Here is a 17,249-nt window from a genome sequence, read left to right on the forward strand (position 1 = left end):
ATTTGTGGGCTAATAATCAGTGGGGACGGACAAAAAACCACTGGTTAAAGTTACACTTTATGAAAGCTGTAAAAAATCATTGGGAGATGATTAAAGTTTCACTTTATACATCCCCCATCTTTCGGATACACTAAATAATATAAGGGTTTAAAGGAGGTATTTCTGCTTGGAAGAAATCATGCAAGAACATATTGATAAGTTGTTATTATTTATGAGGGAAGAAGCGTATAAACCGTTAACGATACAAGAATTAGAATCTGCATTTGGAATCGAAGGCTCTGAGGGCTTTAAAGATTTCGTAAAGGCACTTGTAATGATGGAAGAGAAGGGGCTTGTTATCCGCACACGTAGTAACCGCTACGGTCTTCCAGAAAAAATGAATTTAGTACGCGGTAAATTAATTGGGCACGCACGTGGTTTTGCGTTCGTCGTTCCAGAAGAGAAGAAAACAGGAGATGATGATCTTTTCATCCCGCCGACAGAATTAAATGGTGCACTTCATGGTGATACAGTATTAGCACGTGTTAGCGCACAATCAAGTGGATCACGCCAAGAAGGCGCGATTGTTCGTATTTTAGAGCGTGGAACGAAGGAACTAGTTGGTACATATACAGAGTCAAAGAACTTTGGATTTGTTATACCTGATAATAAACGCTGGACAAGTGATATTTTTATCTTGAAAAGTGCATCTATGGGCGCTGTAGAAGGCCATAAAGTAGTTGTGAAAATTACGGGCTACCCAGAGAACCGTTTAAGCGCAGAAGGTGAAGTTATTCAAATTCTAGGTCATAAAAATGACCCAGGAGTAGATATTTTATCTGTCATTCATAAACATCATTTACCTTTAGCATTCCCTGAAGAAGTGATGGAGCATGCAAACAGTGTACCAGAAACGATTTCAGAAGAAGATATAAAAGATCGTCGTGATTTACGTGATCAAATGATTGTTACAATTGATGGTGCGGATGCGAAAGACTTAGATGACGCTGTTACAGTAACGAAGCTTGAGAACGGTAACTATAAGCTTGGCGTTCATATTGCGGATGTAAGTCATTACGTTCAAGAAGGTTCTCCAATTGATGTTGAAGCAGCAGAGAGAGCAACGAGTGTATATCTTGTAGACCGTGTAATTCCGATGATTCCGCATCGTTTATCAAACGGTATTTGTTCATTAAATCCGAAAGTAGACCGTCTGACACTATCTTGTGAAATGGAAATCAACAATCTAGGTGATGTTGTAAAACACGAGATTTTCCAAAGTGTAATTAAAACGACAGAGCGTATGACGTATGCTGATGTAAGAAGCATTTTAGAAGATGAAGACGAAGCACTAATTGAACGTTACGAGCCGCTAGTACCAATGTTTAAAGAAATGGGGCAGTTAGCACAAATTTTACGTGAAAAACGTATGCGCCGTGGTGCGATTGACTTTGACTTTAAAGAAGCGAAAGTACTAGTAGATGAAGAAGGAAAACCGACTGATGTTGTAATGCGTGATCGTTCTGTATCAGAGAAGTTAATTGAAGAGTTTATGCTTGTTGCGAACGAAACAGTAGCGGAGCATTTCCACTGGATGAACGTACCGTTTATGTACCGTGTCCATGAAGATCCGAAAGAAGATAAGCTTGAGCGTTTCTTCGAGTTTGTAACAAACTTCGGATATGCAGTAAAGGGACGTGCGAATGAAATACACCCTCGTGCATTGCAGCAAATTCTTGAAATGGTTCAAGGTCAGCCGGAAGAAATAGTCATTTCAACAGTTATGCTTCGTTCTATGAAGCAAGCACGTTACGATTCGAACAGCTTAGGACATTTTGGTTTATCAACTGAGTTCTACACGCATTTCACATCGCCAATTCGTCGTTACCCAGATACGATTGTTCATAGATTGATTCGTGAATACATCATTAATGGTAAAGTAGACAACGAAACGCAAGCGAAATGGCGTGAAAACTTACCTGAGATTGCAGAGCACTCTTCTAATATGGAACGCCGTGCTGTTGAAGCAGAGCGTGAAACAGACGAAATGAAAAAAGCAGAGTATATGGTCGATAAGATCGGTGAAGAGTATGACGGTATGATTAGCTCTGTAACAAACTTCGGTTTATTCGTAGAGCTTCCAAATACAATTGAAGGTCTTGTACACGTTAGCTATTTAACAGATGATTACTACCGTTATGATGAAAAACATTTTGCGATGATTGGAGAACGTACAGGTAACGTATTCCGCATCGGTGACGAAATTACAATTCGTGTTATTAACGTAAATAAAGACGAGCGCGCAATCGACTTTGAAATCGTTGGCATGAAAGGCACACCTCGTCGTAAGTTCAAAGATCGTCCAGTTGTGATTGAACAGCCAAGAACAGGCAGAAAGAAACGCGGTGGACGTAGCGAACGTAGTAATGAGCGCGGTGGTGAACGCGGCACAGGAAGAAAGTTTGATCGTGGTGGACAAGGAAAAGGAAAAGCATCAGCATCCACATCCGCTAGTCAGCCAGGGAAAAAAGATGGTAATAGTAATAGTAATGGTAAGAAGAAAAAAGGATTCTTTGAAAATGTACCAGGATTCAAGAAGAAAAAGAAAAAGCGCAAGTAAGAAAAGAGTGGCTTCGCCTCACATTCTGAGCGAGCCACTTTCGCTTTTGGTTTACATTTGTTACAATGGTAAAAATAGAGGAGGGACGTTATATGCCAAAAGGTACAGGTAAGGTTATTGCGCAAAATAAAAAAGCATTTCATGATTATTTCATCGAAGAAACATACGAAGTAGGGCTTGTCCTTCAAGGAACGGAAATTAAGTCGATTCGCGCTGGACGCGTGAACTTGAAAGATGCGTTTGCACGTATACATAACGGTGAAGTATGGGTTCATAATATGCATATTAATACATATGAACAAGGGAATCGTTTCAATCACGATCCGCTACGTACAAGGAAGTTACTTCTTCATAAAAAAGAAATTGATAAGCTAGCAGGTTACGCAAAAGAAACAGGATATGCATTAGTTCCAGTTAGAATCTATTTGAAAAATGGATTTGCGAAAATGGCACTTGGTTTAGCAAAAGGTAAGAAGCAATATGATAAGCGTCACGATTTAAAAGAGAAAGAAGCTAAACGTGAAATTGCACGCGTGTTCCGTGATCGTCAAAAGATGTAATACAGATATTTACATTTGTAAAACGGCGCGCGTATGATATAATAACTTATGTAAGATTGTTGCACATTGAAAAACAGCTCTTAGTAGCTATCACGATATTTCTTCGTATGCTCCATTTTTATCATGGGGACGTTACGGATTCGACAGGGATAGTTCGAGCTTAGGTTGCGAGTCGAGGGGATCGGCCTCGTTAAAACGTCAAAGCCTATAATTGGCAAACAAAACAATCTTTCTTTAGCTGCTTAATTGCACTAAAGGTTCCTCCCTCCATCGTCCATGTGGTAGGGTAAGGGACTCAAACTAAGTGGACTACGCCGGAGTTCGCCGTCTGAGGGCGAAGGAAGAGAACAATCAGACTAGCAACTTGGAAGCCTGTCGATAGGCCGAAGAGTTCGCGAAATGCTAAAATATCGACTACACTCGTAGAAGCTTAAGTGCCGATATTTTTGGACGTGGGTTCGACTCCCACCGTCTCCACCAATACATAACTGTTTGGTGGTTTTTTATTTTGTATGATATGAACCATAACTTTGCCAGAGTGGCGGGGGGATGGTTCTTTTTGTTTTGTGGTTTTATAAAATGCTTAAGTTGAGGACGGTACCCTTGAAACAGAAACTGAATGAATAGTTATTGATAATAAGCAACTAGATAATATAGTTGCTCTTAATGATTAAATAATATGTATTTAAATTTTCATATATTTTGTGTTTTAATCTATATCTATTGTAAGATTATATAGAGTTCTCCTAATAAGCTGTTATAACGGCTTTTTTAGGGATTTAATATTTATAGATCTTAAATTATTTTTTCTGGATAACTTTTTATCCAACTAAGTTATATTGAAGTAGAGGTGAACCATCGGTGAAGCAGGTGTTAGTAATTAAGAATGAACGGTCTTTTGCAAAGAAAATCGTAAGCGGTCTAACGCAAGAGGGCTATTTCATTTTAAAACTTCACAATGAAAACCAAGGTTTAAATATAGTATATGAACAAGATTGGGATATTATCATATTGGATTGGGATTCGTTAAGTATATCGGGGCCAGAAATTTGTAGACAAATACGACTTGTTAAAACGACACCGATAATTATTGTGACCGACAATATTTCTAGCAAGGATTGCATAGCAGGGCTACAAGCAGGAGCAGATGATTATATTAGAAAACCGTTTGTGAAAGAAGAATTAGTAGCGAGGGTTCAAGCTATTTTAAGGAGAAGTGACTGTATCCAGCAAAATGAGACAAACTTTTTTCAGTTTAAAGATCTCTTTGTTGATGCATCTAGCAATATTGTGAAAAAAGGTGGTAAAAATCTCACGCTTACTAAGCGCGAGTACGATTTACTTGTATTTTTAATCAAGAATAAAAATACAATATTGAGCCGTGAAATGCTTTTGAACCAGGTTTGGGGATATAACGTAGTAGTCAATCCCAATGTAGTGGATTTATATATTGGGTATGTAAGAAAAAAATTAAAGTGCGAGAAGAGAGATAGATATATTCAAACGATACATGGCAGGGGCTATTCAATGATTGAATGATAAAATAAGATAATAGGTAAAGTACAGTTTGTCATAATAGAAAAAACGAGTAAAACTATTTCATACAGTTTTACTCGTTTTTTCTATTAAACCTGATAATCAAATAGTTTCTGTGAAATATTAAAAGACGGAAACTATAAAAAGAAGATTGCTACCAGGCAATGGATTATGAAAAATTAGCTATTCATGGGCATTTTTTTTGCAGTAGAAATCATGGTTTATAAGGTGCCCGATCTATTGATTAGTACGTGTGGGGGATGACTCTGGTGCGCATTAGATGAGACTGTATCTAATGTATGTTTAATTTTATTAACTCACACCATTCACAAGATTTTCACATAATTAATGACTATACTTATTAACAGGATGTTCAAATGAAAATGATTATCAATAGCAATTTAGATGCATAAAAGTTACTATCTAATTTAATCTATGGACGTTATCATTTTCAAACTAAATTACATTATAAGGAGTATACGTATGAAAAAAACTATGCTTTTAAAATTAGTAAGTATTCTAGCAGTTTTCACTTTAATGTTAGTAGCTTGCTCAGATTCAAGTAAGGAAACTTCGAAAGCTAATAAAGGTGATAGTAGTGATAAGCCAAAAACGGTTGAAATCACTGATGCACATGGAACTGTTAAAGTCCCTGTAAATCCAAAAAATGTAGTTGCTTTAGATAATAGAACTTTTGAAACTTTAGCTGATTGGGGAATTAAATTAGCGGCTGCTCCAAAGGATGTAATGCCTGCAGATTCAGCATATAAAAAAGATGATTCAGTTAAAAATATTGGGAATCACCGCGAACCAAATCTTGAAATTATAGCAGCTGCAAACCCTGACCTTGTAATCGTTGGTCAAAGATTTGCTGGCCATTACGAAGAAATCAAAAAATTAGTGCCAAATGCAGCTGTTATTGATCTTAATGTTGATGTTTCTGAGAAAGCTACTAAGCCTGGAGAAAACTTAGTAAAAGGACTTAAAGATTCTACAATTTCTTTAGGGAAAATCTTTGATAAAGATAAAGAGGCTAAAAAATTAGTAGCTGATTTTGATAAATCTATTGAAAATGCAAAATCTGCTTATAACGGAAAAGATAAAGTTATGAGTGTTATCGTTACTGGTGGGAATATTGGTTTTGCTGCGCCTCACTCTGGTCGCGTTTGGGGACCAATGTATGAAATTTTCGGTTGGACTCCAGCACTAGAAGTGTCTAATTCTACTGCAGGTCATAAAGGTGATGACGTTTCTGTTGAAGCTATTGCACAAACAAATCCTGATTGGCTTTTCGTATTAGATCGTGATGCTGCAACATCTGATGCTGCTACTTCAGCTCCTGCTCAAGATGTTATTTCTAAATCACCTGCTCTTCAAAACACAACTGCTGTTTCTAAAAAACAAGTTATTTATGCACCAGCAGATACTTACACAAATGAATCAATTGAGACTTATATAGAGTTATTTGGAAATATCGCAAAAACTTTAGCTAAGTAGTGTAAAGGAGTACGAAACAGTGTCAAAAAATATGATTTCTAGGGTTGAGAATATTTCTCAACCCCAGTTTTATAATCACAATAAAATATGGACAAAACCTTTTATAATAGCGATTATAGTTGTTATAATTTTAGGGATTATATCACTGTTTACTGGAGTTTATGATATACGTGGACAAGAGGACGGAATGGAGATGTTTTTCATCACTCGTGTTCCGAGAACAGTTGCATTAATGCTTACTGGAGCTGCAATGGCGATGGCAGGGCTCGTAATGCAATTAATTACACAGAATCGTTTTGTTGAACCTACTACAACGGGGACTATTGAATGGTCAGGCTTAGGCCTGCTTTTTGTATATTTATTATTTCCTGCCCCGACGTTAGTTCAAAGAATGACTGGTGCAATCATTTTTTCTTTTATAGGAACTATGATTTTCTTTCTATTTTTAAGAAGAGTTAAACTTCGTTCGTCTTTAATTGTTCCGATTATTGGATTGATGCTTGGAGCAGTTATTTCTGCAGTGTCTACTTTTTTGGGACTCCTTTTTCAAATGACGCAAAGTATTGAAACTTGGTTCGTAGGTTCATTTGCTACCGTTCAGGTGGGAAGATATGAATATTTATGGCTGATTGTTATCATTACTTTGCTTATTTTTATGTATGCTAATAGATTGACTCTAGCTGGACTAGGAGAAGATGTCGCAACAAGCCTTGGAGTTAATTACAATAGAATTGTTCTTTTTGGGACTGGCCTTATCTCTGTTGCAGTTGGAATTGTTGCAGCTGTTATTGGAAACTTACCTTTCTTGGGATTAATTGTTCCAAACATTGTTTCAATGTTTAGGGGAGATGATCTTAGGAGTAATTTACCTTGGGTATGTGTGATCGGAATGGGGACAATAACTGCCTGTGACATCATTTCTCGAACAATTATAAAGCCTTTTGAAGTACCTGTTTCTTTAATACTTGCAACAGTGGGAGCAGTCGTATTTATTACTATTTTATTGAGACAAAGAAAACCAAGGAGGCTGCGATGATCACATTAGACTATAGAAATAAAGAAAATGTCGAAATCGATTCTAGCCTTCATAATGAAAGTAGATCAGCTAGCGCTTTTCGTTCTAAGAAGGAAGCAAGACGTTATTGGATTGTACTGATAACATTGATCGCTTTAGGTCTCCTTTCCTCATATGGACTTTTAGTTTATAACAATCCAGTTCCGATAGATTCACCTTCTTTTATCCCAGTTGTTAAGAGAAGGATAGTAGCTATTGTTGCGATGATTATTGCTGCAGTTTGCCATAGCTTGTCGACAGTTGCTTTCCAATCTATTACGAACAATAAGATTATTACTCCTTCGCTTTTAGGTTTCGAATCACTTTATTCAGCAATTCATACGAGTACAATATTCTTCTTTGGTGCTAGTGCATTAATAAACTTTAATGGAATCGGATCGTTTTTATTCCAAGTTGTTGTTATGGTCTTCATGAGTTTGATACTTTATGGATGGTTACTTTCCGGTAAATACGGGAATTTACAACTTATGCTTTTAGTTGGAATTATTATTGGTACCGGACTAAATTCTGTGTCAACTTTCATGAGAAAGCTACTTGCGCCTTCAGAGTTTGATATTTTACAAGCGAAATTATTTGGTTCTGTTAATCATGCAGATCCTGCATATTTTCCTATTGTAATTCCTATGATCATAATTGTAGCAGTATTAATTTTTGCTCATTCTAAGAATTTGAATGTTTTGTCACTAGGAAAGGATGTTGCTACTTCTTTTGGAGTTAAATATCAACCTAGTGTAATTTATACGCTTGTATTAGTTGCTATTTTGATGTCCATTTCAACAGCTCTAATTGGGCCACTTACTTTCTACGGCTTTTTAGTAGCAACTTTGAGTTATCAGGCGGCGTCAACTTATGATCATAGATATATTTTTCCAATGGCTTTTGCAATAGGATTTTTGATAATGACGAGTGCATACTTTTTAATGTATCATGTATTCAATGCTCAAGGTGTAGTTTCAGTTATTATTGAATTATTTGGTGGAATAATATTCTTAACTATAGTTTTAAGGAAGAGGGCTTTATGATAAAAATTGATAATGTTAAAAAGTTCTATACTGATAAGGTGAAAATAGGACCTTTGGATATTGAAATACCAAAAGCGGGCTTTACTTCTTTAATTGGACCAAATGGCGCTGGAAAGTCAACGACACTATTGATGATTGGAAGACTTTTAGATATGGATGAAGGCCAAATTCAGGTAGCAAATATGGATGTTTCTGAATCCAAATCAAAAGACTTAGCAAAAGTTTTGACTATATTGCGACAAGAAAATCATTTTGTAACTAGGCTTACTGTTAGACAATTAGTTGGATTTGGGCGCTTTCCTTATTCAAAGGGAAGATTAACTAAAGAGGATGAAGTTATTATTTCTAAATATATCGATTTTCTAGATTTAACTAATTTAGAGAATAGATATTTAGATGAGCTTTCTGGTGGTCAAAGACAAAGGGCATATGTAGCGATGGTATTGTGCCAAGAGACTGAATATGTACTTTTGGACGAGCCTCTGAACAACCTTGATGTTGCTCGTTCTGTTCAAATGATGGAGCATTTGAGACGTGCAGCTAATGAATTTGGAAGAACAATTTTGACTGTTATGCATGACATAAATTTTGCAGCCAAATATTCGGATAAAATTTGTGCTATGAAAGATGGACAAATTGCTGCTTTTGGAACAGTAGAAGAGGTTATGGACCCGGAAATTTTGACAGATATTTTTGAAACAAAAATAGAAATTATCAATGGTCCTTATGGGCCAATTGCTGTTTATTAGTTACAAAGTGTAAAAATGAGTATGTCAAAAAAATACTGTAGCTTGCGTAAATCATGCCAGCTACTCTAGTTGAAGTTGCTGTCTGTATTTTATAGGCAGCAGCTTTTTTTATGCGGTTGCCCATGATAACTCTTAATATTTCTGGCTGCTCGTAACAGTCCTGCATGTATTTCATTACTTCCGGTCCTGCGATGCTTCCAACAATAAACTTGTAAATTACTCATGAAATGCAAAGGCACGCTTTGTGTTTTCAAGTATTTACCAAACGAAAAATTTATCTCTGTATAACTTTTTATAAGAATTCAGCTTGTTTTTTTTGTATGTAATATTGCATATAAGAGTGTATTGATAAAAGTGTAAGGGGTCACTATAATGAGGGCATAAAGATAAATCACATTTTCGTAGCAATAAAAAAGGAGGAAATAATATGGAAATCGCAATGGCAGTTTTGAAATTTGTAGGTGGCGTAATCCCGTTAATTCAAGAACTTTTGAAAGCATTTATGTAGGTTTATTAGTTAGCTATCATTTATCAATCATTATCATATCTTACTAAAAAAAGAACGGGGTGATTTTTCTGAATATTAAGAAAAACACTAAAAGAAGAAAGTTCCTTGCGTGTTTATTAGTTAGTCTATGCACTATTAATTATTCATCTATTTCCTTCGCAGAAACACAAGTAGGTAATGCAACTGATGTAACCAAAAATGCTAGTGGCATTGATACTGGTATAGCAAGCCTTAAATATAATAATCAAGAGGTTTTAGCTGTAAATGGTGATAAGGTAGAGAGTTTTGTTCCGAAAGAAAGTATCAATTCAAATGGTAAATTTGTAGTAGTGGAACGCGAGAAAAAATCACTTACAACTTCACCAGTCGATATTTCGATTATTGATTCTGTGGTGAATCGTACGTATCCAGGAGCGGTACAACTTGCAAATAAAGCTTTTGCAGACAATCAACCGAGTTTATTAGTGGCTAAGAGAAAGCCTTTAAATATTAGTATAGACTTACCTGGCATGAGAAAAGAAAATACAATTACTGTCCAAAATCCGACATATGGTAATGTGGCTGGAGCAGTAGATGATTTAGTATCTACTTGGAATGGAAAGTATTCTAAAACACATACGTTACCTGCAAGAATGCAGTATACAGAATCTATGGTTTATAGTAAATCACAAATCGCAAGTGCCCTTAACGTTAACGCTAAATATCTCGATAACAGTCTAAACATCGATTTTAATGCGGTTGCAAATGGAGAGAAGAAAGTGATGGTAGCGGCATATAAGCAAATATTTTATACCGTAAGTGCTGAACTACCTAACAATCCATCCGATCTTTTTGATAATAGTGTTACTTTTGGTGAGTTAACTCGTAAAGGTGTAAGTAATTCGGCTCCACCTGTTATGGTTTCAAATGTAGCTTATGGTAGAACTGTTTATGTAAAATTAGAAACAACATCTAAGAGTAAAGATGTACAAGCTGCTTTTAAAGCCTTACTTAAGAATAACAGCGTCGAAACGAATGGACAGTACAAAGATATTTTTGAAGAAAGTACCTTTACTGCTGTAGTATTAGGCGGAGATGCGAAAGAGCATAACAAGGTTGTTACTAAAGATTTCAATGAAATCCGAAATATCATTAAAGATAATGCTGAATTAAGTCTTAAAAATCCAGCATACCCAATTTCATATACAAGTACTTTTTTAAAAGATAATGCAACTGCTGCTGTTCATAACAATACAGATTATATCGAGACGACAACTACAGAATATTCAAGTGCTAAAATGACACTGGATCATTACGGTGCTTACGTTGCGCAATTTGATGTATCTTGGGATGAATTCACATTTGATCAAAATGGTAAAGAAGTACTAACACATAAAACATGGGATGGTAGCGGCAAAGACAAAACGGCTCATTACTCTACAGTTATCCCTCTTCCACCAAATTCAAAAAATATAAAAATCGTAGCAAGAGAATGTACTGGTCTTGCATGGGAATGGTGGAGAACAATTATTAATGAACAAAATGTTCCATTAACAAATGAAATAAAAGTTTCAATTGGAGGAACAACATTATACCCAACTGCTAGTATTAGTCATTAGGTATAAAAAGGTGCCCTGTAAGCAGGGCGCCTTTTTTACTTAGTCACAAATTTTACTCTTTCCAAAACTGTTCCAATAGAATGACAAGCATGGTACCCACAAGTAATCCATTACTTAAAACATATTGTAAGGAGGAAGGAATTCCGCTAAATGCACTTTCTGGAAGAAACATTATTCCCAAACTGATTAATAATGAAATTCCTAATATAGTTAATCGGCGTTGATTTAATTCTTCACGTAAAATGGATTGAAATGAAATGCCTATTACTTGGACAAAGGTTGCTAAAAGTGCGGCATTAGCAATAGGACCTGGTAGCAAGGATATAAAGTTTACAATTGAAGGAATAAAAGAAATTCCTGCTAATATAAGACTTGCTATAAGGAACGACTTCACTTTTCTTTGTCCTGTTAGTTGAATAAATCCTGCTGATGCAGGTAATGGTACAATTCCAATTGTAGAAAACAACGACGAGATAATATGCGATATGCCTCCGGCCCACACGCCGCGGTTCAGTATTTGCTTTTCATTTTCTTTAGATAACGGAGCCACTTGTTTTACAGCCGAAATAGCAGCGATTGTATTTGCAACTAAAAGAAATGTAAATAAAGTTGCAGTTAGAGCCATTCCAATATCTAATCTAGGTGTGCCCCAAGAAAATAGCTCTGGTAACTTAACTAGCGTTGTATGTGAAGGCATATGAGATGATTTTCCTAATACAGCATACAAAAGCCAACCACATGAAATTCCAAGTAACACAGCGTAACTTTTCATCCATCCGTTCCCTTTAATTGATAAGAAAGTAATAAGGGCAAAAACAAAGAGCGCAATAGCAGCCGTTGTATAATCAGGATGAGTTACAGCTCCTTGTAATCCCATCATTCCTTTTAGTAACACACCACTAAGCTGAAGAGATAATATTAAAAGAAAAGTTCCTGTAACCAAGGGTGTAAATAAACGTAGAATTCGATGAACAAGCCCTGTTATACCAAGGAGGAAGAGTAATATACCTGCAATAATTAATCCGCCTTCTAGAAGTTGCAATACATCCTTTGCACTTTGTCCCTGATGCATAGCGACTTGTCCCAATATGACAAATATACTTACCCATGAACCGGCTGGCCCATCCGCTATGGGATAGCGATGCCCAAACCATGCTTGTATAAATGAACTTACTCCTACAACTAAAAAAGTTCGTTGCATTAATGTTGAGATATCTTCTATTGATAAATGGAATATGCTACCAATAATGATAGGCAATGCAATTGCATTTGCTAATAAAAACACAAACCACTGTAGAATACTAAAGCTCGTATCGACGTATTTTTTATTCATATTATTCTCCCTTGTATAAAAAGAATCTCATAGTAAAAATCCATCCTTTCTACACAGCTAGATTAAAAAGGATGGATTTTGTAAATCTATAAAATCACTTTAATTATATAGATAGATTTTTAATTAATTACCATGTACGGAACGGTAAGAATTTCCCGTTAAGTGTAATCACGATACGAGGGTCGCCACCTTTTGGATCTTCTTGTGTGTCCACACCTAGATTGAAGTTAATTGCACTCATTACACCTTCGCCAGCTTTTTCTAGGATTAATTCTCTAAGAGTTGGTGCGTATTGTAACATCATTTCATATAATCGATATAAGATTGGGTCAGTAGGAGGCATTTGCATTACTTGACCTCTAAGTGGAACTACTGTTAATGCTTGAACTACTTCTTCATCTAATTCTAATAGTTTACCGATTTTTTCTGCTTCTGGACGTGTCATTGTAGCTTGTCCTAATAATGCTGTTACAACCCAAGTCTCAGAGTTTTCGCTTACTTTTGAAATTTCTTCCCATGTTAGACCTTTTGCGATTTTTGCTTCCATAATTTTTTGCGTAGCTTCTTGTCTATTCATATCTAATAACTTCCCTTCATTTAAGTAATAATTAATTTTTCATACCATTTAATGCTTTATATCCATCAACTATTAAATCTAATTTACCTGTGTGAGGATCAATAACTAAACCATGTACAGGAACATCTTTTGGAATAAGTGGATGATTTCTTACTAAATCAACATTAGCTTGAGTTGAACCGTTGACATCATCGAATCCAAATAACCATTTTTCAAGGTCAACACCAGCATATTCAATCGCTGATAAAATTTCTGGTGAAGCTACTCCACGATCTAATATTTTTTGAAGTGTTCCTTTTGGATTAGTTTGGCTCGCACCACATCTTTGGTGTCCGATAAGGAAGATTTCATCTGCATTTAGATCATATACTGATGCGACAACACTTTGCATAACACTATCGAAAGCAGAAGCAATTTTACCACCTGCATTTCTGATAACTTTTGCATCACCATCGTGTATATCTAAAGCTTTTGGAAGTAGCTCAATTAAACGAGCGTCCATGCAAGAAACAACAACCATACGTTTTTTAGGCAGTTTTGTCGCTTCACGAGGAGCGTATTCTTTATTTTCTACAAATTGTTCATTGAACGATAAAATCTCTTGTAATAACATATTTGTAACCTCCTTTAAATCTAGATGTATTTTTTTGTTGCGTCCTCTGTGTTATAAGTAAATATAACTGATAAACAATGTGATGTAAGAGGATAAACTAAGTATAGTGAATTGTATCGACAAGCAGAATAAGTTGGCGAAACACTTTCTGGCTTTCTACTTTCACGATGAAAGGATTGGTTTATATCATTGATCAAACAGATTTTGAGATACTGAAATTATTAGGAGAAAACTCAAGAATACAATGGAAAGAACTTGGTCAAAAAATACATATGACAGGGCAGGCTGTAGGAAATCGAATTCGAAGATTAGAGGATTTAGGGATTATTGAACAATATACAATCGCAATAAACCGAATCAAATTAGGACAAGTAGTGACTGCATTTGTTACTTTATTCGTAACAACAGCTAATCATCAAGAGTTTATGAATTTCTTTCAAAAAGAAGAAGGGATTTCTGAAGTAGACCGTATAAGTGGTGAGGGATGTTATTTATTAAAAACACATTTTGCTTCTAATGAAGAATTGGATAACTTTCTGGGGCGACTATTAAAGTATGGGAATTATCGTGTTAACTTATCAATAGGAAAGTTAAAATAAACTTTCTGCAAGTTTATGGTTCTTTTTGCTTGGGGCTAAGACATGTTTCCAAAAATAACAGGATTATCTCTTATTAAGTAAGAGATAATCCTGTTATTTGTTTTTAATAATTATTGATTATTTCACATCTGATTTTTCTTTTTTCATTATTTGCTTTTGACTAGTGAAGGGAACTTTTTTAACATCAAAACCCCTGCGCTGTATGCAACAGGGATTCTATTATTACTTATCTGACGGTATGATCCTATTTCATTTTATAGCTTATTTAGAAGAATCATGTGCAGGTTTTGATTTAGTGTCCTCAGGCATTTCAAAGGTTTGATTATGGTTAGATTTCACATCTTCGTTAGGAATTGCTGGTACTGCGTCTTCAGGTGAATTATGGATTGGCGAAGAAGTTGTTGTTCCATTTACACTTGTTGTAACTGACATTGGTTGATTTTGATCAATTTTTGTACCTTTGTCCATCTTTTTTGCGGATTCTTTTTCACTTTTATTTGTTTGTTTCCATTCTATTTTTTCATTCGATTCTAGTTTGTTCGTTTTCATATCTTCTGTATCTACTGCACCACCCGCTAATAATCCTGTACTTAAAAGTGTTCCTGCTAATAATGTTTTAAACATTTTTTATTACCTCCTTGTTTAAGATTACATTTAGCATAAAACAAGCATCTGGAGTTTATTTGGAGTTCATCTAGATTTTATGTAAGTTTTGCATGAGGGGCACCATACGAAAAAAGAAAATTGTGCGTTTGAACAAAAAGTAGCCGATTCCCTGTATGTTAAGGAACCGGCTACTTTCTATACTACCTTTTTATAATTATGAAATTAAAAATGATAGAGTAGAAATCATGTATGAAATAAATGTAAGTAACACAAGGAAGAATATAAGCATGGTATTGGATACACATCGTTCTATTCTTTTTTTCATTTAAATTTACTTTATTTTTTCAATTTGGTAGGATCAATTTGAAGTTGACCTTTCCAAGAACCAGCTACTTTTCCAATTCTGCTTATATTGACATCTAATGTAAGTGGTTGTTTGAAAGGATTTTTCCCTTCAGGACCTTCGATAAATGTAATGACACCTTCTGGTCTATCCTTAAAACGAATACCTATATGCTTTAATTCTTCACCTGATGCTTTTAGCTCGAAGGGCCCATCATTTGCTCCTTGAATAAATGCTAATTGTCCGAAGTACCCATTTTTCTTATACTCTGGGTTGTTTTCTTGGTGACCATTTACTTTGCCGTCATCTTGAAGCTGTAACCCCGTTGTATCAAATTCAAACGGTACTACATTTCCATTTTCTTTTTCAATTTTGTAATGAACGGATATACGTGCATCTGCTACATATAATTCTTTCAGATGTACTGTAACACCTTGATCTGTAATCTTTTCATCAAGAGGAATAAATTGCTCTTTTGTAACGTCTCTTCCTTCATCAATAATCCTATCATTTGAAATTGCATTGGAAAAATAAGAGGCAACATCTGTAGCTGCCACTCGAACTTGTGGAATCATAGCTGTTGAAAAAAGCCCTGATACCGCTACTGCTATATACATGAAACGTTTTGGTTTTTTATTCATATTTGTAAATAATCCCTTCTTCTGTTCAGGTTTTTGATTGATATAAGAAACATCTTCTAATTTTGCGCGACTTTCAAATGCTTTCCACGCTTTGTCTACATCAATTTTGATTTCCTTTGATGAATGTACTATTTCTTCCTCTAACATGACATTTTCCCATTGATTTAATTTACTAATTTCTAGTAGTAAGTCTTGGCATGCGTTACACGTATCTAAATGTTTTGTGAATTCTTTTCTTGTCTCATAAGGTAATTCCCCATCCATATATGCTTGAATAAATCCCACATCATAACAATTCATTTATTAAGCCTCCTCTAATTGTTTATAAATCTTACGAAACTTTTGTTTGGCTCGGACCAATAATGTTCCAATAGAAGATATGTCGATTTGAAGCACTTCGGCAATTTCCTTATACTGAAAACCAGAAAATTTCATCAATAAAATGGTTCGATCTCGTTCATCCATGTTACTGAGTACCATTTGTACCTTTGTAATTTCTTCTTGTCTAATCCAGTCATCATCTAATGATGAAATATGTTGTACTTCATGATATTGTATGGTTTTATCTACTCTCGCCTGATGTCGTTTTTCAGATCGCAGATATTTATACGCTACATAAGTAGAAGATTTTATTAGCCATCCAGGTAAGTGTTCAATTCTCTTCCAATCGTTGCGATATAGCTGTAAAAAGACTTCTTGGGCTAATTCTTCAGCGATAGTCTGATTTTTGACAATCCATACGATCTGTTTCACAACGTAAACATAGTTTTGTTTAAACAAATCTTCAAATGTCACATCCGAAAAAGGCCGGTCTTCCTTTTTTATTTTTAACATGTCAGTTAAAACCTCACTCTCATTTGATGCCTGTATTATAGAGGACCCGGAATAACGAGTTTTGTGACAAAAATTTTTATTTTTTTATTATGTACGGAAAAAATATTCATCTGTTAAGGTGAAAAAAGGATGGCAGTGTTCGAGTTGTAATAGTGTTTCTAACTATGCACATAAGTGTATTTTACAAGATTAAACACGTCTTATTGAAAAGGCGATTAATAATAGTGAGTTGGAAGAGCTTCTGAATGTGCAATCAAGCTCAATCGTGAAAAGGTTACTTCAAGTATTGGAAGTTCTATATACCGGTGAGAGTAAAGGGAGGAAGTATGATTTAACACTTTATCAGTAAGGAAAGTAAAAGGATCATCAATTAATTGATGATCCTTTTACTTTTAGAAATTTATTTTACACCTAAATTTTCTTTTGTTTTTGCAGGTAAATCAGTCTTTCTGTACTTCTTCATAAGATTTAATTTCTGTGTCTGGTATATCTGTTTTCTTTTCGTCCTCTTGCTTAATAAGAAAAATCCTGTAGCTCTGAACTGTACCCTATAAAATGG

Annotated in this window: 15 protein-coding genes and 1 other RNA gene; 10 read left to right on the forward strand and 6 right to left on the reverse strand. The window is 35.2% G+C overall.

Going from position 1 to position 17,249, the window contains the following annotated elements; genetic code table 11:
• Positions 1 to 178: 178 nt before the first annotated feature.
• The 9 genes from rnr to alo all read left to right on the forward strand — a co-directional run bounded on the left by rnr (position 179) and on the right by alo (position 11,144).
• Entirely contained in the window at positions 179 to 2,599 is a 2,421-nt protein-coding gene (rnr, locus tag B5P40_RS04315) for a ribonuclease R (RefSeq protein WP_396027166.1), read from the forward strand.
• Between the two features lie 92 nt (positions 2,600 to 2,691).
• Entirely contained in the window at positions 2,692 to 3,159 is a 468-nt protein-coding gene (smpB, locus tag B5P40_RS04320; protein ID WP_002034685.1) for an SsrA-binding protein, read from the forward strand.
• A gap of 125 nt (positions 3,160 to 3,284) precedes the next feature.
• Positions 3,285 to 3,639, forward strand: a transfer-messenger RNA (tmRNA) gene (gene ssrA / locus B5P40_RS04325).
• 381 nt (positions 3,640 to 4,020) lie between these two features.
• Positions 4,021 to 4,698: a response regulator transcription factor gene (locus B5P40_RS04330; RefSeq protein ID WP_002034688.1), complete on the forward strand. Its 678-nt coding sequence runs from the start codon at positions 4,021 to 4,023 to the stop codon at positions 4,696 to 4,698.
• 480 nt (positions 4,699 to 5,178) lie between these two features.
• Positions 5,179 to 6,192, forward strand: coding sequence for a siderophore ABC transporter substrate-binding protein (locus tag B5P40_RS04335; RefSeq protein WP_078175870.1), 1,014 nt, complete (start codon positions 5,179 to 5,181; stop codon positions 6,190 to 6,192).
• A gap of 19 nt (positions 6,193 to 6,211) precedes the next feature.
• Positions 6,212 to 7,228 (forward strand): ABC transporter permease, encoded by a 1,017-nt coding sequence (locus B5P40_RS04340; protein WP_002191137.1) that lies wholly within the window; start codon positions 6,212 to 6,214, stop codon positions 7,226 to 7,228.
• Complete coding sequence (locus B5P40_RS04345; RefSeq protein WP_002192291.1) at positions 7,225 to 8,289, forward strand: iron chelate uptake ABC transporter family permease subunit; 1,065 nt, start codon at positions 7,225 to 7,227, stop codon at positions 8,287 to 8,289. Before B5P40_RS04340 ends, B5P40_RS04345 begins: the two co-directional genes overlap by 4 nt.
• Positions 8,286 to 9,038, forward strand: a complete 753-nt coding sequence (locus tag B5P40_RS04350; protein ID WP_002192292.1) for an iron ABC transporter ATP-binding protein — start codon at positions 8,286 to 8,288, stop codon at positions 9,036 to 9,038. The genes B5P40_RS04345 and B5P40_RS04350 overlap by 4 nt, the downstream gene beginning before the upstream one ends.
• 567 nt (positions 9,039 to 9,605) lie before the next feature.
• Positions 9,606 to 11,144 (forward strand): anthrolysin O/cereolysin O family cholesterol-dependent cytolysin Alo, encoded by a 1,539-nt coding sequence (gene alo / locus B5P40_RS04355; RefSeq protein WP_113708898.1) that lies wholly within the window; start codon positions 9,606 to 9,608, stop codon positions 11,142 to 11,144.
• Between the two features lie 52 nt (positions 11,145 to 11,196).
• On the opposite strand, the gene B5P40_RS04360 is transcribed toward alo, so the two are convergent.
• From B5P40_RS04360 to B5P40_RS04370, 3 genes are all read right to left on the reverse strand, one after another.
• Positions 11,197 to 12,477 (reverse strand): purine/pyrimidine permease, encoded by a 1,281-nt coding sequence (locus B5P40_RS04360; protein WP_113708899.1) that lies wholly within the window; start codon positions 12,475 to 12,477, stop codon positions 11,197 to 11,199.
• Positions 12,478 to 12,604: 127 nt separating this feature from the next.
• The gene (cynS, locus tag B5P40_RS04365) at positions 12,605 to 13,054 is read right to left on the reverse strand and encodes a cyanase (protein WP_001081567.1); all 450 of its coding nucleotides are present in this window, start codon (positions 13,052 to 13,054) and stop codon (positions 12,605 to 12,607) included.
• Positions 13,055 to 13,085: 31 nt separating this feature from the next.
• Positions 13,086 to 13,667 carry a beta-class carbonic anhydrase gene (locus B5P40_RS04370; protein WP_002129867.1) on the reverse strand — a complete coding sequence of 194 codons (582 nt, stop codon included), beginning with the start codon at positions 13,665 to 13,667 and terminating at the stop codon, positions 13,086 to 13,088.
• A 167-nt stretch (positions 13,668 to 13,834) separates the two neighbouring features.
• On the opposite strand from B5P40_RS04370, the gene B5P40_RS04375 reads away from it, so the two are divergent.
• On the forward strand, positions 13,835 to 14,266 hold the full coding sequence (locus B5P40_RS04375) for an Lrp/AsnC family transcriptional regulator (protein ID WP_002016035.1): 432 nt from the start codon (positions 13,835 to 13,837) through the stop codon (positions 14,264 to 14,266).
• 261 nt (positions 14,267 to 14,527) lie between these two features.
• Here the strand turns inward: B5P40_RS04375 and B5P40_RS04380 are convergent, their stop codons facing one another.
• From B5P40_RS04380 to B5P40_RS04390, 3 genes are all read right to left on the reverse strand, one after another.
• Entirely contained in the window at positions 14,528 to 14,890 is a 363-nt protein-coding gene (locus B5P40_RS04380; protein ID WP_002192296.1) for a hypothetical protein, read from the reverse strand.
• 318 nt (positions 14,891 to 15,208) lie between these two features.
• Positions 15,209 to 16,156, reverse strand: coding sequence for a DUF4179 domain-containing protein (locus tag B5P40_RS04385; RefSeq protein WP_113708900.1), 948 nt, complete (start codon positions 16,154 to 16,156; stop codon positions 15,209 to 15,211).
• 3 nt (positions 16,157 to 16,159) lie between these two features.
• Positions 16,160 to 16,690, reverse strand: coding sequence for an RNA polymerase sigma factor SigX (locus tag B5P40_RS04390; protein WP_002192299.1), 531 nt, complete (start codon positions 16,688 to 16,690; stop codon positions 16,160 to 16,162).
• Positions 16,691 to 17,249: the final 559 nt, after the last annotated feature.

Source organism: Bacillus sp. SRB_8, from assembly GCF_003264205.1.
GTDB classification, from domain to species: Bacteria; Bacillota; Bacilli; order Bacillales; family Bacillaceae_G; genus Bacillus_A; species Bacillus_A mycoides.